General features: G+C 54.4%; 17 protein-coding genes. 11 read left to right on the top strand and 6 right to left on the bottom strand.

All coding sequences use genetic code 11. The annotated features are described in order from the left end of the window. Positions 1 to 66 precede the first annotated feature (66 nt). The 11 genes from ACTU44_RS19560 to ACTU44_RS19510 all read left to right on the top strand — a co-directional run bounded on the left by ACTU44_RS19560 (position 67) and on the right by ACTU44_RS19510 (position 11,155). The gene (locus tag ACTU44_RS19560) at positions 67 to 1,122 is read left to right on the top strand and encodes a sugar phosphate isomerase/epimerase family protein (protein WP_462096161.1); all 1,056 of its coding nucleotides are present in this window, start codon (positions 67 to 69) and stop codon (positions 1,120 to 1,122) included. A gap of 59 nt (positions 1,123 to 1,181) precedes the next feature. Further along, complete coding sequence (locus ACTU44_RS19555) at positions 1,182 to 2,345, top strand: Gfo/Idh/MocA family protein (RefSeq protein WP_114098197.1); 1,164 nt, start codon at positions 1,182 to 1,184, stop codon at positions 2,343 to 2,345. A gap of 531 nt (positions 2,346 to 2,876) precedes the next feature. Next, complete coding sequence (locus tag ACTU44_RS19550; protein ID WP_114098198.1) at positions 2,877 to 3,842, top strand: 2-hydroxyacid dehydrogenase; 966 nt, start codon at positions 2,877 to 2,879, stop codon at positions 3,840 to 3,842. 208 nt (positions 3,843 to 4,050) lie between these two features. Continuing rightward, complete coding sequence (locus ACTU44_RS19545; RefSeq protein WP_114098270.1) at positions 4,051 to 5,208, top strand: TRAP transporter substrate-binding protein; 1,158 nt, start codon at positions 4,051 to 4,053, stop codon at positions 5,206 to 5,208. A 101-nt stretch (positions 5,209 to 5,309) separates the two neighbouring features. Then, a complete protein-coding gene (locus ACTU44_RS19540; RefSeq protein WP_114098199.1) occupies positions 5,310 to 5,882 on the top strand; it encodes a TRAP transporter small permease subunit in 573 nt (190 codons plus the stop codon). Between the two features lie 57 nt (positions 5,883 to 5,939). Next, a complete protein-coding gene (locus tag ACTU44_RS19535) occupies positions 5,940 to 7,361 on the top strand; it encodes a TRAP transporter large permease (RefSeq protein WP_114098200.1) in 1,422 nt (473 codons plus the stop codon). Between the two features lie 12 nt (positions 7,362 to 7,373). Next, on the top strand, positions 7,374 to 8,726 hold the full coding sequence (locus tag ACTU44_RS19530; protein ID WP_114098201.1) for an amidase: 1,353 nt from the start codon (positions 7,374 to 7,376) through the stop codon (positions 8,724 to 8,726). Further along, the gene (locus ACTU44_RS19525) at positions 8,726 to 8,911 is read left to right on the top strand and encodes a hypothetical protein (protein ID WP_114098202.1); all 186 of its coding nucleotides are present in this window, start codon (positions 8,726 to 8,728) and stop codon (positions 8,909 to 8,911) included. Before ACTU44_RS19530 ends, ACTU44_RS19525 begins: the two co-directional genes overlap by 1 nt. 230 nt (positions 8,912 to 9,141) lie before the next feature. Continuing rightward, the gene (locus ACTU44_RS19520; RefSeq protein ID WP_462096160.1) at positions 9,142 to 10,368 is read left to right on the top strand and encodes a hypothetical protein; all 1,227 of its coding nucleotides are present in this window, start codon (positions 9,142 to 9,144) and stop codon (positions 10,366 to 10,368) included. A gap of 202 nt (positions 10,369 to 10,570) precedes the next feature. After that, complete coding sequence (locus ACTU44_RS19515) at positions 10,571 to 10,750, top strand: hypothetical protein (protein ID WP_462096159.1); 180 nt, start codon at positions 10,571 to 10,573, stop codon at positions 10,748 to 10,750. 63 nt (positions 10,751 to 10,813) lie between these two features. Beyond that, positions 10,814 to 11,155: a hypothetical protein gene (locus ACTU44_RS19510; RefSeq protein WP_462096158.1), complete on the top strand. Its 342-nt coding sequence runs from the start codon at positions 10,814 to 10,816 to the stop codon at positions 11,153 to 11,155. A 48-nt stretch (positions 11,156 to 11,203) separates the two neighbouring features. Here the strand turns inward: ACTU44_RS19510 and ACTU44_RS19505 are convergent, their stop codons facing one another. From ACTU44_RS19505 to ACTU44_RS19480, 6 genes are all read right to left on the bottom strand, one after another. Continuing rightward, a complete protein-coding gene (locus ACTU44_RS19505) occupies positions 11,204 to 11,695 on the bottom strand; it encodes an Lrp/AsnC family transcriptional regulator (RefSeq protein ID WP_462096157.1) in 492 nt (163 codons plus the stop codon). Positions 11,696 to 11,697: 2 nt separating this feature from the next. Then, entirely contained in the window at positions 11,698 to 12,696 is a 999-nt protein-coding gene (gene doeB / locus ACTU44_RS19500) for a N(2)-acetyl-L-2,4-diaminobutanoate deacetylase DoeB (RefSeq protein WP_114098204.1), read from the bottom strand. A gap of 109 nt (positions 12,697 to 12,805) precedes the next feature. Then, positions 12,806 to 13,987 carry an ectoine hydrolase DoeA gene (doeA, locus tag ACTU44_RS19495; protein WP_114098205.1) on the bottom strand — a complete coding sequence of 394 codons (1,182 nt, stop codon included), beginning with the start codon at positions 13,985 to 13,987 and terminating at the stop codon, positions 12,806 to 12,808. A gap of 57 nt (positions 13,988 to 14,044) precedes the next feature. After that, complete coding sequence (gene eutC / locus ACTU44_RS19490; protein WP_462096156.1) at positions 14,045 to 15,037, bottom strand: ectoine utilization protein EutC; 993 nt, start codon at positions 15,035 to 15,037, stop codon at positions 14,045 to 14,047. A 5-nt stretch (positions 15,038 to 15,042) separates the two neighbouring features. After that, complete coding sequence (eutB, locus tag ACTU44_RS19485; RefSeq protein WP_462096155.1) at positions 15,043 to 16,032, bottom strand: hydroxyectoine utilization dehydratase EutB; 990 nt, start codon at positions 16,030 to 16,032, stop codon at positions 15,043 to 15,045. Beyond that, entirely contained in the window at positions 16,029 to 16,832 is an 804-nt protein-coding gene (locus ACTU44_RS19480; RefSeq protein WP_462096154.1) for a maleate cis-trans isomerase family protein, read from the bottom strand. Before ACTU44_RS19480 ends, eutB begins: the two co-directional genes overlap by 4 nt. Between the last annotated feature and the right edge of the window lie 49 nt (positions 16,833 to 16,881).

Raw genomic sequence — 16,881 nt, 5'->3', positions numbered from 1 at the left:
CGGAAGCCCGCCCGACACAGCCATTTTCCTGAACTATCCATCCTATTGCAGTCAAAGAGGCCCGTGATGAAAACGCTTAAGGGACCGGCAATCTTTCTTGCCCAGTTTGCAGGCGATGAAGCCCCGTTCGATAACCTTGATTCCATAGGTCGCTGGGCTGCATCGCTCGGATATAAGGGGGTTCAGATCCCCAGCTGGGACAAGCGCCTGTTTGATGTTGAAAAGGCGGCAAGCAGTAAGGATTACTGCGATGAAATTACCGGCACCCTTGCCGCGCATGGCGTGCAGGTGACCGAGCTTTCTACCCATCTTCAAGGTCAGCTTGTTGCCGTTCATCCGGCCTATGACGAAATGTTTGACGGCTTTGCCGCACCGGAAGTCCGCGGCAACCCCAAGGCCCGTCAGGCATGGGCCGTTGACCAGGTCAAAGCGGCGATCAAGGCATCAAACCATATGGGTATCAACGCCCATGCGACATTCTCAGGCGCACTTGCCTGGCCTTATGTCTATCCCTGGCCGCAGCGCCCGGCAGGCTTGATTGAGACCGCCTTTGACGAGCTTGCAAAACGCTGGACGCCGATCCTTGATGCTGCCGAGGATGCAGGTGTTGACGTTTGCTATGAAATCCATCCGGGTGAGGACCTGTTTGATGGTGCGACATTCGAGATGTTCCTTGAACGCGTCAAGAACCATCCGCGCGCCAATATCCTTTATGATCCGAGCCACTTTGTTTTACAGCAGCTTGATTACCTTGATTTTATCGACATTTATGCGGATCGTATCCGCATGTTCCATGTCAAGGATGCCGAGTTCAACCCGACCGGGCGGCAAGGCGTTTATTCCGGCTATCAAAGCTGGGTCGGGCGGGCCGGGCGGTTCAGATCGCTTGGCGACGGACAGGTGGATTTTGGCGCAATCTTCTCGAAACTGGCGGCGATTGATTTTGACGGCTGGGCCGTGCTGGAATGGGAATGTGCGCTTAAACATCCCGAAGACGGTGCCCGCGAGGGGGCCGAATTTATTAAAAACCACATCATTCGCGTGACCGAAAAGGCCTTTGACGATTTTGCCGATGGTGGCACCGACGAAGCCGCAAATCGCCGCATTCTTGGTCTTGGTTAAGGCGGCCTGATTGAGGCCAGCCCGTTCGCATACAGTCAAAAAGACATCTGGAGACAGTTATGAGCAATCCTTCCAATCCCGGTCGTCGCATTCGCCTTGGCATGGTCGGCGGTGGTCAGGGGGCGTTTATCGGTGCCGTACACCGGATCGCGGCCCGTCTTGATGATCGTTATGAACTGGTTGCCGGTGCGCTGTCATCGAAACCCGATGTTGCGGCGGCATCAGCTGCGGAATTGTTCATTGCGCCGGATCGCAGCTATGACAGTTTTGAAACCATGGCAAAGGCCGAAGCGGCGCGTGAAGACGGCATGGATGTTTGCGCAATTGTTACGCCCAACCATGTGCATTTCCCGGCAACGATGGCGATGCTGAATGCCGGGATTCATGTGATTTGTGACAAGCCGCTTTGTCTGACGGTTGATGAGGCCGAACAGATCGCTGCCAAGGTCAGGGAAACGGGGCTTCTGTTTGCGCTGACCCACAATTACACCGCCTATCCGATGGTGCGCGAAGCCCGCAAGATGGTCGCCGACGGCAAGCTTGGCGATATCCGTCTGGTGCAGGTTGAATATCCGCAAGGCTGGATGGCGACACGGGTTGAGGATACCGATAACAAACAGGCTGCCTGGCGGTCTGATCCGGCCAAGGCTGGCATGGGGGGGGCGCTTGGCGATATCGGAACGCACGCCCATAACCTGGCCGAGTTTGTCACCGGGCTTGAGATCAGCGAACTGTGTGCGGATGTCGATGCGCTGGTGCCGGGGCGCAAGCTTGATGACAATGTGCAGATCCTGCTGCGCTATAACAATGGTGCGCGTGGCATGCTGTGGGCAAGCCAGGTTGCCGTTGGCCACGAAAACGGCCTGCGTCTTCGGGTCTATGGGGACAAGGGCGGTATTGAATGGGCCCAGGAACATCCAAACCACCTGCATTTCCGACCGCTTGACGGTCGTCCGGAACTGATGACGCGTGGCGGGGCGGGCATCGGTGCGGAGGGGATGCGCGGGGTGCGTGTTCCGCCGGGACACCCGGAAGGATATCTTGAGGGCTTTGCCAACCTTTACACGGACTTCGCCGATCAGCTGAACGCCCATATCAGCGGGACCAAACCCGATGCCGGATCGCTTTTGGTACCCGGCGTGGTTGAGGGTCTTAAAGGTATGAAATTTGTCGAGGCCGTCGTGCGGTCCGGGCGGGACGGGGCCGTGTGGGTCAAGATGTGATTGCCGTGCGGATCTGTTCATCTGGGGATTGCAGATACCAGCCGATTACATGATACGGATTCTTCCCGACCGGCACCTTGTCGGCGTCGCAGCCGCTGCCTCAATGGCAGCGGCTTTTTTTTCGGCGCTGCTTTGGATGAAATTATTGCTTTCGATCATTGCAACGGGGGTGCGAAAACGTCGGATCGTTCACGAAATTCGGGGTGATTTGTCAGGGAATGTGAATTTTTACGTGCGATTCTCTCACGGCATGTGGCCCGGTTTATACTTCTGGATGGTGTGATATCCGGGGCGAGAGGCCTGATGTCCGGTTTGAAAATTCCCAGCTCCGGCAGCCTTTTTATTTATTGAAATCATAAACTTGATGAACGTTTGGCGTGGGTGTGCCGCAGTTCACACCACCGCTGGTTTTCCACGAAGTGAAAAAGAATTACCAGTTGATTGATCCCCTATTGATGGTTTTTTCGTAAGGGTGTTTGCTTGAAAGATAATAAATAAATCTACCTTCAGGGAAAAACCGGGAGCGTTCGCATGCCCGAAAAGCCAAGGCTTCTGATTACACGCCGTCTCCGCGATGCCGTTCAGGCACGTGCGGCGCGTGACTATCAGGTGCTGACAAATGATGAAGACCGTGTCTTTACCCGCGACGAGCTGATCGAGAAATGTCAGCATGTTGATGCGGTATTGCCGTGCCATTCCGAACATTTCTCGGCCGAGGTGATCGCGGCATTGCCCGAGCGCCTCAGGATCATTGCCAATCACTCGGTCGGTGTCGATCACGTTGACCTGTCAGCGGCCAGGGATGCGGGCATTGTGGTCACCAACACACCCGACGTCCTGTCGGATGCGACGGCTGAAATTGCCATGCTGTGCATGCTTGGGGCTGCGCGTCGCGGGGCCGAGGGGGACGCCATGGTGCGGGCCGGGAAATGGGATTTCTGGTCACCGGCCTTTATGGTCGGGCGGCAGGTCACCGGCAAGCGTTTTGGTGTTCTCGGGATGGGACGTGTCGGGCAGGTGGCGGCCGAACGCGCGCGTGGTTTTGGAATGACTGTTCATTATCACAATCGCCAGCCGGTGCCGGATCATCTGGCAAAAGGTGCGATTTATCACGACACTATTGAAGGGCTGTTTGCCAATTCCGATGTGTTGTCACTGCACTGCCCGTCAACACCGGAAACCACCGGCATCATCAATGCCCGGACCATCGGATTGTTGCCGGACCGGGCGATCCTTGTGAATACCGCGCGCGGCAATCTGGTGGACGAGGATGCGCTGGTTGATGCGCTTGAAAGCGGCAAGCTTTTTGCCGCCGGACTTGATGTGTTTCGGAGTGAACCCGGTGGAAATCAACGGATTAGCGCGTTGAAAAACGTATTTCTGTTGCCACATATAGGCTCCGCTACCGAAGAAACACGCGATGCGATGGGATATCGCGCGCTTGATAATCTTGATGCGTATTTTTCTGGCCGTGAACCGGGCGACCGGGTGGCATAAAAAGGCGGGAAAACCGCCGGATATCAGTTAGTTCACAAGTTCTAATAATAAGAAAATGCGTGCCGTTTTTCTGGTCCCGAAACGGGATAAGCGCATGATCAATGACTTTCATTACTGAGGTCAGGGACTTTTGAAGGCTGACAGTTATCGTTGGTTTTCCGGCAATGGTTGTCGGAAAAAGCGATAAATCTGGGAGGAAATAATGGATATGAAGACCAAGTCAAAAGACGTGAAGTCCAAGGAAGTATCCCGCCGTTCGTTCCTTACCAAAGGTGCGACCGGGGTCGTTGCCGGCGGTGCAGCAGCATCAGGGCTGTTTGCCGCACCTGCCGTTCATGCACAGCCGGCACCGATGGTGCTGAAAATGCAGACTTCCTGGCCGTCATCCGACATCTGGATGACGTTTGCCCAGCAATATGTTGACCGCGTAGAAGCCATGTCCGGTGGTCGTCTGAAGATCGACCTTCTTCCGGCCGGTGCGGTTGTCGCTGCCTTCCAGGTTCTGGATGGCGTGAATGACGGTGTTATCGATATCGCCCATTCCGTTCCGGTTTACTGGTACGGCAAGAACAAGGCGGCTTCCCTGTTTGGCACCGGTCCGGTCTTTGGTGGTTCTGCAACCACCATGCTGAGCTGGTTCTATGCGGGGGGCGGTGAAGAGTTCTATCGCGAACTGATCCAGGACGTTATGGGGCTTGATATCGTTGGTCTTCTTGGCTTCCCGATGCCGGCACAGCCGTTCGGCTGGTTCAAGGGCCAGGTGAACTCGGTTGCTGATATTCAGGGCTTCAAATACCGCACCGTTGGTCTGGCAGCGGACCTTCTGCAGTCGATGGGCATGTCGGTCGCACAGCTTCCGGGCGGCGAGATCGTCCCGGCGATGGAACGCGGTGTGATTGATGCGTTCGAATTCAACAACCCGTCATCGGATATGCGTTTCGGCGCGCAGGACGTTGCGAAGAACTATTATCTGTCTTCGTACCACCAGGCATCTGAAAGCTTCGAATTCCTGTTCAACAAATCGTTGATGGAAGACCTTGATCCGGATCTGCAGGCAATTCTGCGTCACGCAGTTGAAGCAGCTTCGACCTCGAACACTGCGCTGGCGATGGATAACTATTCTGCCGACTTGCAGAAACTCCAGGACGAAGGTGTTGAAGTCCACCGGACCTCGAAAGAGATCCTGGCAGCACAGCTTGAGGCTTGGGACAAACTGATCCCGACACTTGAAGCTGATCCGTTCATGAAGCGTGTTCTGGACAGCCAGCGCGCGTGGGTTGAACGCGTAACCTATTACGAACTGATGAACTCGCCTGATTATCAGCTTGCCTACGATCATTACTTCCCGGGCAAACTGAAACTCTGATCAACCGGCCAAGGTTTTTCAGTGTTGCGATGAAATCTGACTGCCCCGTCTGGTGCGATTGCATCAGGCGGGGTGGTTCATAGGCTAACGGACAGGGTTTCATGATTGGATTTATTGAATTCGCGGACAAGCTTTCTGGCTGGTTTGGCAAGGCTTTTGGCTGGTTGATCATTCTGATGACGGTCGGCATGAGCTATGAGGTTGCTGCGCGATACCTCTTTAACGCACCCACGACATGGTCGCTTGATGTTTCATTCATCATGTATGGCACGCTGTTCATGATGGGCGGGGCCTATACCCTGTCACGCGGCGGGCATGTCCGGGGGGATTTCCTGTACCGTCTCTGGAAGCCCAAGACGCAGGCGATGGTCGATCTGGTGCTTTATATCTTCTTCTTCTTCCCCGGTGTGACGGCCCTTATTCTGGTCGGTAGCAAATATGCCATCCGGTCGTGGGGATATGGCGAAGTAAGTGTGAACAGCCCGGCGGGTGTTCCGATTTTCCAATTCAAGGCGGTGATGGTCGCGGCCGGTATTCTTCTTTTCATCCAGGGCATCGCACAGGTGATGCGCTGTATTCTCTGTATCCGTGAAGGGTACTGGCGCAATGCAGATGATGATGTTGAAGAAACCGAAGAACTGCTGATCAAGCAGCGCGTGGTCAAAGAAGACTGATGATGTTCAGCCTTTGCCAGCCATACGCCAGATACGCCCCCGAACGGAGCTTCCAAAGTGATTGACGCACATGTCGCCCTTATGATGTTGGGCATCTTTATTATACTGGTATTTCTGGGTTTTCCGGTTGCCTTTACCCTGATGGCGCTGGGGATCGGATTTGGCTATTACGCCTATTTCGACGACGGCCGCATGTGGCGGGCCTTTAACCGGCTTGCCGAAGACAGTGACACCCTTACATCCGCGATAACGTGGGTTGAAGGGGCGTTTAACAACCGAATATTCGATCTGTTTATCAACCAGACATATACGGTGATGTCCAACGAGGTGCTGACCGCAGTGCCGCTGTTCCTGTTCATGGGGTACATCGTTGAACGTGCCAATATCGTCAACCGGTTGTTCTCCACACTTAACATTGCCGCACGCAACATTCCCGGATCGCTTGGCGTTGCCGCACTTGTGACCTGTGCGCTGTTTGCGACGGCAACCGGGATTGTCGGTGCAGTTGTGACCCTTATGGGGATGCTTGCCCTGCCTGCGATGCTTAAGGCGCGTTACGATAAAAGCTTTGCTGCGGGCATCATTTGTGCCGGCGGGACGCTTGGTATTCTGATCCCGCCATCAATCATGCTGATTGTTTATGCCGCGGCATCGGGTGTGTCGATTGTGCGTCTTTATGCCGGTGCGCTTTTGCCGGGCCTGACCCTTGTCGGTTTGTATCTTTTGTATGTGATGGGCCGCGCAATGTTGCAGCCCAAAGCCGCCCCGCGCCCGACCAGTGATGAAATCCCGGAAGTTCCGTTGCCCAAAGTCCTCTGGATGCTGGCGACATCGTTCTTCCCGCTGGCGTTCCTTATTCTGGCGGTTCTGGGTTCGATCCTGTTTGGTCTGGCCACTCCGACCGAGGCAGCATCGATTGGTGCGCTTGGCGGGATGATCCTTGCGGCGGCATATCGCGCGCTGACCTTTGATCGTCTGCGTGAGTCGGTTTATCTGACCGTTCGGACATCGGCCATGGTGTGCTGGCTGTTTGTCGGTTCCTATACCTTTTCGTCTGTGTTCTCCTATCTTGGCGGGGAACATGTGATTGCCGAATTCGTTGGCGGTCTTGACCTGACGCCGCTTCAGTTCCTGTTGCTTGCACAGCTGATCATCTTCCTGCTGGGCTGGCCGCTGGAATGGTCGGAAATCATCATCATCTTTGTTCCGATCTTCCTGCCGCTGTTGCCGCTGTTTGATATCGATCCGCTGTTCTTTGGCATTCTTGTTGCCCTGAACCTTCAGACTTCGTTCCTGACTCCGCCCATGGCCATGTCGGCCTATTACCTCAAAGGGGTGGCACCAAGCGGGTTGTTGCTGACCGATATCTTCAAGGGGATCATGCCGTTCCTGTTCATGGTGATTGTCAGCATGGTTCTGATGTATGCGTTCCCGCAAATCGTGTTCCATCTGCCTGATCTGTTCTATGGCGCACGGTAAGGGGATTTATTGATGAGTAGCATTCATCCGTTACTGACACTTGATGTCGTCGAATTGCGGGACCGCCTTGCCAGCGGGGCGGTCCGCGCAGTCGAATATGTCGAGGCGTGTCTTGCCCGGATCGCCGAGGTCGAGCCACAGGTGCAGGCATGGGCATGGCTTGACGGTGATCATGCCCTTGCCCAGGCGCGCGCCCTTGATGCCCGTCGTCAATCAGGTGCCCCGATCGGCCCGCTTCATGGTCTGCCGGTAGGACTGAAAGACGTTATTGATACGGCAAAAATCCCGACATCAAATGGCACACCACTTGATGAGGGCCGGGTGCCCGAGGAAGACGCTGTTCTGGTTTCGCGTCTTAAGGCGGCCGGTGCGATCATTATGGGCAAGACGGTTTCGACCGAGCTTGCCTTTATGCATCCGTCCAAAACCCGCAACCCGCACAACCCGGAACATACACCGGGCGGATCATCCGCCGGATCGGCAGCAGCGGTGGCCGCGGCCATGGTGCCATTGGCGGTGGGAACCCAGACCGGCGGATCGGTCATCCGTCCGGCATCGTTTTGCGGTGTGGTCGGGTTCAAACCGACATTCGGGGCAATTGCCCGAACCGGTGTGCTAAGCCAAAGTCCGACCCTTGATACAATCGGTGTTTTTGCCAGTTCGATCAACGGGGCTGCGATGGTTGCGGAAAGCCTGTTTGGCTATGACGCGAAAGACCCGGCAACCACACCAAGCCCGACGCCGCGCTTGCTTGACATTGCCAAAAGCGATCCGCTGGTGACCCCGATGTTTGCCTTTGTCCGTCCGCCGCAATTCGAGGAGGTCGCAGACGAGGAAAGCATTCTGGCGTTTGGCGAAATTACCAGCATGCTTGGTGATCAATGCTTTGAAACACCATTGCCAAAGGCCTTTGATGATGCGGCTTCGCTTCGGGCCAGGATCAATTTTGCCGAAATGGCCAAAGATTATTACGGCTATGAAAAGCGTGGCCGCGATCAGTTGTCGCCTGAAATTCTTGAGGCAATTGACAAGGGCAATGACGTCAAGGCCCGTGATTATCTGGCGGCCCTTGACTGGCGCAAGGTGTTGAATGCGGGACTGGACGAAGTGTTCAAGCGATGTGATGCAATTATCACCCCGGCAGCACCCGGACCCGCCCCGGCAAGTCTCAGGACCACGGGCAACCCGATCTTTAACGGGCTTTGGACATTCTGTGGCACCCCGGCTGTGACCATTCCGCTGTTATGGTCGCAAAACGGTATGCCGATTGGTGTTCAGCTTGTCGGGCGGATCGGCGATGATGCGCGGTTGATGCGCACAGCGAACTGGTTGAACAAATTTCTGAAAGCTCAGGAGGACGCGTGATGCAAAACAGTCTTTTAAATCGTGTCATGGCCTTGCTGGCCTTTGTCGTCCTTGTCGGATTTGTCGGCATTCTGGTGGTCTATGTGCCGCGCTGGGATCTTGGCATCATGGTCGCATTGTGCGTCGGACTTGCCGGATGGGATATCTGGCATGTTGCGATGGGCCACAAGGAAGACAAGCACTGATCTGTCGGGGAAACCCGAAAGATGCAAGCAAACTGAGGAGGCAGGAACATGTTCCTGCCTTTCTTTTATCGGGTGAGCAGATCTAGCTCCGCCCAGAGTTGCCAGCTGTCGATCATTTCTTTCATTTTGCTTGCCTTGTTTGAAGCGGTCCTAAAAAAGGTTACAGTTCAAGCTATTCTCTCGCACTTCCTACGTTGCAGTTTAATGCAGTACTAGCAGGTTTGGTCTGAATGGTTGAAAGAGCCATACTATCTCAATCTATTGTCGATTGTGTAAGAGTGCCGCAAGTCGGGGAAAAATGGATTGCGGACACGAAGGTTCAAGGTTTTGGTTTGCGAGTTTGGCGTAAAGCAGACGGCTCTGAAGGAAAAGCTTTCTGTGTGAGAGCAAGCGATCAGCTCGGCAAATCTCATCGACGAACACTTGACGTGACGTCGCGATTTGAGTGGCGTCTAGCGACTTGGAAAAGCAGCCGATCAACAACTGAGAAACTACCAAGCTTGGGACTGTTTGTAGAAGCAGCACGCGATTGGGCGCGTGATACGGTTGACGAGATTAAAGGTCGCCCGACGCTAGCAGATGAAGAAAAAATTCAGAGACAAGCTTACCAATCCTCAGCGCGCAAAAGGACGGTTCGGAGATTGGCAGAAGTGATTCTGCGTGGTTATAGCGTTAACGGTGCATCTCAAAGCTACATTGATAGACTGGACAAACTATTTTTCGGTCATGTACCTGCAAAGCTCTTAGACCAACCAGTTTCTAGCCTTACGGAACAAGACATTTCGATGCTCAGTAACTTCAAGGTTGTTTCACCGGGAAATTTGAAGTTCCTGAGGCCGTTCATAGGAAGGATTTTTGAACTTGATTCTCGATTGAGCAACACACGTAATCTGTATTATCAGCTGCGGCGTTCCGCCACGATAAATGACGAAGATCAGAACAGTGAACAACAGATCTTAGCCAACTGGGACGATGCGAAGATAAGTCAACTTTTCGATTTTTTGTTGGCTGAAAAACAGTATTGGCAGCAGGCTACGTGCCTGTACTTCTATTTTAGCTTCAGCCGGGCGCCTTTGAGTCAGTTAATGGCAGCTCGCTGGAATCAATTCTACGAGTTCAAAAATAGAACAGCGGACAGCCAGGATTCAGAGAGTTCGGGGCGAATAGCATGGTGTTACCGCGATGCTGCGTGGCATCACGAAAGTGTTTCCATCAGGGATTTAGCTGTTTTGTCCGATATAAGAGCTGCCTCTCTGTCAAACTCCCGCGACAATGAATATTTGTTTCCCTCTCCATTCGGTGAAAAAGTCAAACACATACGATCTGTAGATCACGTATGGATCAGGACTTTAGAGCGCTTTCAGTTCTCGTATGTTTCTCCGAGGCAGTTCAAGCTCATGTTGAGTGAAAGCCATTCGTATAGATTTCGCCGTTTGCGTGACCTAAGAAACTTTTGATTTATCTCCGTTGAGTGCAAATTGAGGCGTAATTGTCCATAGGTAGCAAATCGCAAAGCTTTTTTCTCCCGATTTGCAAGCTTAAGAGCTGAGAGCAACAGACTAGATGTCTTTTCATTCCTTGTTTGAGCAGGGTCTGCGGTCTTTATATGTCTTGCGGCCGCAGATCAGATTTCCTGATACAAGATGAAAGGATCTAAGAATGAAACATCTATCCAAAGCAGAAATTGCCGTAATCAAAGGTCGCATTTTACGTGGAGACAAGTACGCAGAAATTGCGGCTGATTATCGAATTAACCAAGGCCGTATTGCCGATTTGAAGTTTGGTCGGATATTCCCGGACATTGTTGCCGCGGACTTAACAGATGCCAGGCGTTATTGAAAACAAATATGAGAAAATAGAAACTATACCGATCTGATCGGTTAGTTTAAGGCGAAATTGTCCATGATATCTAACGTGGGACAGCAATCTTTATTGAATCACAGCTGGTTAAGATGGTGGTTCAAGTCCCACGTTACTTTTCATTCATTGATTGGAAGTGCCGCATCGTCAATATCGATTTTAGCAGCGCTGCGTTCTTCTGAACTCCAATCGAAGGATGTAAAAATGAAACACCTTTCACGTGCCGAGATTGCGGTCATCAAAGCAAGGATTGCTCGCGGTGACAAATATGCAGAAATTGCTGCCGATTACCGAATAAATCAGGGGCGTATTGCTGACTTGAAGTTTCGTAGAATATTTGCGGATGTGGAACCCGCTGATGTGTCGGACGCATTTGGCGGTTAAAAGTTTTGGGCAGGTGATCAAGTGGTTCACCTGCCCAAAAAAAATTAGTTATTTGCGTTCCGGCGGAGCAACGAGATTTTCGACCGGGATGATCGAGATCATTTTGACCTTTTTGGTGACGATATAGGTGAAATACCGGTCAATCCCGATATCGGACACCAGCAACCGGTCGATCAGGCGCTGATAGGCATCAACGTCATGGCACAGCACCTTGAGCATGTAATCGACCCCGCCGCCAAGCGCATAGCATTCGATGATTTCGGGGATGTCCTGCACGGCCTTTTCGAAGATTTCGAAATCGGCATGCTGGTGATGACGCAGGGTGACTTCGGTCATCACCAATGTCGGTTTGACCAGTTTTTCCAGATTGATATGGGCGTGATATCCGGAAATGACGCCAAGGTCTTCAAGGCGTTTCAGGCGTTCCCAGCACGGACTTGGCGAAAGGTTCACCGCCTCGGCCAGCTTGACCTTGGTGATGCGCCCTTCGCGTTGCAGGGTTTTGAGGATTTTCAGATCCAGCTCGTCAAGCCTGACCATGGTCAGAGTACCTCGGCAATCACGGCCAGACAGTCCCCCGTCTTGATCAGCCCGGGGAAGTGACGACACGATAGAATACCATCGCGCGGGGCATGATATTCACGTGGTTCTGTGCCAGTGCGTTCAACATCATAGATGCGGGCAATCAGATCACCCTTCCTGACCATGGCACCCAAATCAACACAGGGTTCGAACAGGCCGGTTGCCTCGGATGCGACAAAGCAATTGTCATCAGGCATATCAAGCATGGTGGTGCCATCCGGTGCAGGATCGATATCACCTGACATGATGCCCGCATGGATCAGGATGTTGCGCACACCGCGATCAGCAATGGCAACCCGTTCTGCGGTGGTTGACCCGCCACCCCCCAGTTCGGTGGTGACAAAGGTTTTGCCTGCTTCCTCGACCACGGTGTCAAACATGCCAACCGCATCAAGTTCAAGCATCATCATGGCATAGGGGGCGCCAAAAGCCTTCATCGCGGCAACGCAACGGGCTTCCTGTTCCTTGTCAGGCAGGACATGGGCCGCCGCAAACGGGATGAAATCAAGCGTCTTGCCGCCGGAATGGATATCAAGAACGATATCGGCCCCGGGCACCAGATAGCGCAGGATATAATCCGCAATTTTTTGCGTCACGGTGCCATCAGGCTTGCCGGGATAGGACCGGTTCATGTTGCCTGCATCAATCGGGGAGGTGCGCGACGCACTGCGAAATGCCGGATAGTTCATGGCAGGCAGGATGATCACGCGCCCGCGGATATCTGCGGGTTCAAGCGACCCTGCCAGTTTGAAAAGCGATACCAGCCCTTCATATTCGTCACCATGGTTGCCACCGGTCAAAAGGGCAGTGGGGCCATCGCCATTTTGAACAACCGTGATCGGGATCATCACGGCCCCCCATGCGGAATCGTCGCGCGAATAGGGCAGCTTTAAAAAGCCGTGATGGACGCCATCCTGATCAAGCGGGATCGTCGGGCTGATGGGTGATGGTTTTGTCATGGCCGTATCCTTGAAAAAAGCCCGGTCACGCGACCGTCGTTCCCGGGCTGTGGTATCGGGCACCGGATATCTGGTGTTTCACAAATGATCCGGTGCGGCGTTGATCGAGCTAGTTCTTGACGAACAGCTGGCGCGGATAACTGGTCAGTGTTTTGCTGCCGGTCTCCGTGATCATCATGCTTTCGGTGATCTCGATCCCCCAGTCATCAAACCAGAGGCCGGGCATGAAGTGGAATGTCATGCCCGGTTCAAGAACCGTGCGATCACCGGGACGCAGGCTCATGGTGCGTTCGCCCCAGTCTGGCGGATAGGAAAGACCGATCGGATAGCCACAGCGACTGTCTTTTTCGATGCCGTATTTCTGAAGAACGCCAAAGAAGGCAAGTGCGATATCTTCGCAGACATTCCCCGGCTTTGCGGCTTCCAGTCCGGCCTGAAGGCCTTCGATCAGGGCGTTTTCGGCATCAAGGAAACGCTGATCGGGATCGCCAAGATAGATCGTGCGCGAAAGCGGCGCGTGATAGCGCTTGTAGCATCCGGCAATCTCGAAGAATGTCCCGGCATTGCCCGGAATGGGTTTTTCATCCCAGGTCAGATGCGGGGCGCTGGCATCCTGTCCGGATGGCAGCAACGGCACAATTGCCGGGTAATCCCCGCCAATCCCGTCAATGCCAGCGATGCCGGTACGGAAGATTTCAGCAACCAGTTCGTTCTTGCGCATGCCCGGCTCGACGATTTCGAAAATGCGTTCATGCATGTTTTCGACGATGCGTGCGGCCTGGCGCATATAGAAAATCTCGGTTTCGGATTTTACGGCGCGCTGCCAGTTCACCAGTGCGGTTGCATCGGTGAATTTGGCGTTTGGCAGATGCGTTTGAAGCTGAAGGAAAGCCTTGGCAGAGAAATAGTAGTTATCCATTTCCACACCGATCCTGCGCGCCCCCCAACCGCGATGCTCGATCACCTCGGCAAGGTAATCCATCGGGTGATGGGTGGTCGATTGCACATAGTAATCGGCATAGGGAATGATGCGATCATGGGTCATATAGACCGTGCGCTTTGCGCCATTGGCGTCCTGGGATCGCCCGAACCAGATCGGGTCGTCTTCGATCGGGACAAGCACACATTGATGGACATAAAAGGACCAGCCATCATAGCCGGTCAGCCAGGCCATGTTTGACGGATCGGTCACGATCAAAAGATCAAGACCCTTCTCCACCATGGCGTTTTTGGTTTTCTCCAGACGCTCGGCATATTCCTCGCGCGTGAAATTCAATTCAACCTGGCTCATCGCAGGCCTCCAAAAAAGGCGGGTTTCAGTTTTTCCTGACCCATGTTCCTTGTGTTGTTAAGACGATATCTCGACACCAGCGTTGGCTGCGTCGCAGCGTTCGCGGGCGAGGGTGGCGATTGCGGTGTCCTGGACACCGGTTCCGGTCAGGTCACAGACCGTCATCTGCGTGGCAGATGTTCTTCCCGCAGCAGATTTGGCGATGACCTGTCCAAGTTCGGGGAATGTGTCGTCCTTACCGACAATTCCGGCATCAATGGCATGATGAAGTTCGCCAAGGATGCGTGTTTGCGCCTGACTGTCGCAGACATAAAGGTCTGCCTTGCCAATCAGGGCAGGATCGATTTCGTTTTTGTGTTCGGCATCCGACCCCATGGCCGTGACATGGGTGCCAGCGGCAACCCAGTCGGCCATCAGAACCGGTTCACGGGCCGGGGTGGTGGTGACAATGATGTCGGCACCCGATGCCGCCTCCTTGCCATCGGTGGTGGCCGTAACCGGAATGCCAAGTTCCCGTGAAGCTGCCTTGGCGCAGGCTTCGGCCTTGGCGATGTCGCGCGCCCAGATGGTTGCCGAGGTAATATCGCGCACCAGCGTCAGCGCCCTAAGCTGCAAGCGGGCCTGAACACCGGCGCCGAAAATTGCGGCATGTCTGGCATCAGGTCGTGCAAGGTGCTTTGCCGCCACACCACCGGCGGCGGCGGTGCGGATATCGGTCAGATAGCCGTTATCGAGCAGGACGGCTTCAAGCATGCCGGTTTTTGATGAAAACAGGTTCATCATGCCATTGACCGATGGCAGACCCAGTTTCGGATTGTCAAAAAAGCCCGGGCTTATTTTGATGGCAAAGCCGTCAAGGCCCGGAACATAGGCGGTTTTGACATCGACCTCGCCATTATATTCGTCGATATCCAGACGCAGGATCGGCGGCATGCGGACATCCCTGGTCGCCAGCGCATGAAAGGCGTTTTCGACACAGGTGATCGCATCCATATCAAGATCAATCACCTTGCGAAGGTCGCTTTCGGTCAGAATTCTGATTTGGGGCATATCGGTTACTCCGCCATCAGGTCGACGTCTTCGCCGCCAGCAATGCGTTTATGCAATGCCATGTCGATATTGCAGCCCGTGGTCAGAACAACCGTCTGGCCGGGATTATCAACCAGTCCGGCACGCAGGGCTGCGACACCAACGGCACCTGCCCCCTCGATCACCTGCTGGTCATCGTGGTAGGCGGCGCGAATGCCATCGGCAATCTGGGCTTCATTGACCAGAACGAAATCGTCGGTCAGATCAGCACACATATCGAAGGTGTATTGATTGTTTTCACCAATGCCGCCGCCAAGGCTGTCGGCAAGGGTTGGAAGTTCCCGGACTGCGGTGGGTTTGCCTTCCTGAAGGCTTGTGATCATCGCGCAGCCGCGTTCCATCGAAATGCCAACCACCCGGATGCCCGGATTGATCGATTTGGCCACCAGCGCCACACCGGCCAGAAGCCCGCCACCTGACAGTGGCACCAGAAGGGTGTCAACGTCTGGCAGGGCTTCGATCACCTCAAGGCCCAATGTCCCCTGACCTGCAATGATGTCGGCATGGTCAAAGGGCGGCAGCATGGTCATGCCGTCTTCCTTAACAAGGCGATCAACCTCGTGCTGGGCTTCATCCTGTGACCGGCCGATGATGCGGACTTCTGCCCCTTGGGCGCGGATACCATCAACCTTGTTTTGCGGGACCAGCTCGGACATGCAAATCACCGAGCGCACCCCGGCATTGCGCGCCGCATAGGCAAGGGCGCGACCATAATTGCCCGTGGATACACCCACAACGCCTTTGGCCTTCTGGGCATCGCTCAAGCGCAATACGGCATTGGCCGCACCGCGCAGCTTGAAGCTGCCGGTATATTGTTGCTGTTCACATTTGAGCCAGACCGGGCTGCCCACCTGTTCGGAAAGGGCGGTGGACGGACGCAACGGCGTATGGATCACATGACCCGCAATGGTTTTGCGGGCAGAAAGAACATCCGCAAATGTGATGGGGTCTTTCATGAGGCCTCGACTTGTTCTTCGGGTTGTGGGGCATGGTCAAACAGGGTTCCGAACCCTGTGACCGGTTTGTCATAGCCAAGCAGATGAAGCGCATGCCAGATCAGGGCCTGATTGCTGGTGATCACCGGTTTGCCGAGTTGCTGTTCGGCTTTGGCGGCAATTTCGGCAGACCGAATGGCGGTGCAGGAAATGAACACAGCATCGGCATCGGGTGTATCGACCTTCAAGGCTGCTTCAAGCAGGGCACTTGGCGGCAAAGCGGTCATATCAAGATCGCTATCAAGGCCAAATCCCATCATCCGGGTGGCCTCAAAGCCCCTGGCGGTAAAGCCATCGGCAACCGATTGCGTTACTTCGGCAAGATAGGGGGTGACGATGGCAATTTTTTGCGCACCCACAGCACGCAATGCCAGTTCGCTTGCAAGCATCGGATTGGTGACGCGCACGCCGGGCATTCCCTGATTGATCAGTTCGGCGATCTTGTCCGATCCGGTAACAGCTGTTCCCGATGTGCAGCCGAAAATAACAACATCAACGCCGTAACCGGGCATCAGGGTCCGTGCCGCGCGCGGCAGATCGGCTGCCATTGAACGCAGGTTCTCAACGGTGACCGGATTGGCATTTTCGATGCGTGTGGTGAACAGGCGCACATCATCGGGCAGGATGTTGCGCAGGTCATCCTCGCTATTGAAGTCAGTCGCCAGTGTGATCAGCCCGATCTTTCCCGCAGGTCCAACGGGGTCTGGAAAATAGGGCAGGTCTACCGGCTCTGGCGTGACCGCTGGGGATACGGACATCATCCTGAACTCCATGGATGGGGTGGTCCTGTTGGCAAGTGGGGACCACCCC

This window comes from Thalassospira sp. SM2505, from assembly GCF_054901115.1.
This window is presented reverse-complemented; position numbering and strand designations above follow the sequence as displayed.

What these genes read in the sequence shown, in the direction of transcription:
- ACTU44_RS19505 (WP_462096157.1), bottom strand. Translation starts at nt 11,695, where the DNA reads ATGGTCAGGCTTGACGAGCTGGATCTGAAAATCCTCAAAACCCTGCAA.
- eutB (WP_462096155.1), bottom strand. Translation starts at nt 16,032, where the DNA reads ATGAAAGACCCCATCACATTTGCGGATGTTCTTTCTGCCCGCAAAACC.
- doeB (WP_114098204.1), bottom strand. Translation starts at nt 12,696, where the DNA reads ATGACAAAACCATCACCCATCAGCCCGACGATCCCGCTTGATCAGGAT.
- ACTU44_RS19540 (WP_114098199.1), top strand. Translation starts at nt 5,310, where the DNA reads ATGATTGGATTTATTGAATTCGCGGACAAGCTTTCTGGCTGGTTTGGC.
- ACTU44_RS19510 (WP_462096158.1), top strand. Translation starts at nt 10,814, where the DNA reads ATGATATCTAACGTGGGACAGCAATCTTTATTGAATCACAGCTGGTTA.
- eutC (WP_462096156.1), bottom strand. Translation starts at nt 15,037, where the DNA reads ATGCCCCAAATCAGAATTCTGACCGAAAGCGACCTTCGCAAGGTGATT.
- ACTU44_RS19545 (WP_114098270.1), top strand. Translation starts at nt 4,051, where the DNA reads ATGAAGACCAAGTCAAAAGACGTGAAGTCCAAGGAAGTATCCCGCCGT.
- ACTU44_RS19525 (WP_114098202.1), top strand. Translation starts at nt 8,726, where the DNA reads ATGCAAAACAGTCTTTTAAATCGTGTCATGGCCTTGCTGGCCTTTGTC.
- ACTU44_RS19555 (WP_114098197.1), top strand. Translation starts at nt 1,182, where the DNA reads ATGAGCAATCCTTCCAATCCCGGTCGTCGCATTCGCCTTGGCATGGTC.
- ACTU44_RS19520 (WP_462096160.1), top strand. Translation starts at nt 9,142, where the DNA reads ATGGTTGAAAGAGCCATACTATCTCAATCTATTGTCGATTGTGTAAGA.
- ACTU44_RS19480 (WP_462096154.1), bottom strand. Translation starts at nt 16,832, where the DNA reads ATGATGTCCGTATCCCCAGCGGTCACGCCAGAGCCGGTAGACCTGCCC.
- ACTU44_RS19560 (WP_462096161.1), top strand. Translation starts at nt 67, where the DNA reads ATGAAAACGCTTAAGGGACCGGCAATCTTTCTTGCCCAGTTTGCAGGC.
- ACTU44_RS19550 (WP_114098198.1), top strand. Translation starts at nt 2,877, where the DNA reads ATGCCCGAAAAGCCAAGGCTTCTGATTACACGCCGTCTCCGCGATGCC.
- ACTU44_RS19530 (WP_114098201.1), top strand. Translation starts at nt 7,374, where the DNA reads ATGAGTAGCATTCATCCGTTACTGACACTTGATGTCGTCGAATTGCGG.
- ACTU44_RS19515 (WP_462096159.1), top strand. Translation starts at nt 10,571, where the DNA reads ATGAAACATCTATCCAAAGCAGAAATTGCCGTAATCAAAGGTCGCATT.
- doeA (WP_114098205.1), bottom strand. Translation starts at nt 13,987, where the DNA reads ATGAGCCAGGTTGAATTGAATTTCACGCGCGAGGAATATGCCGAGCGT.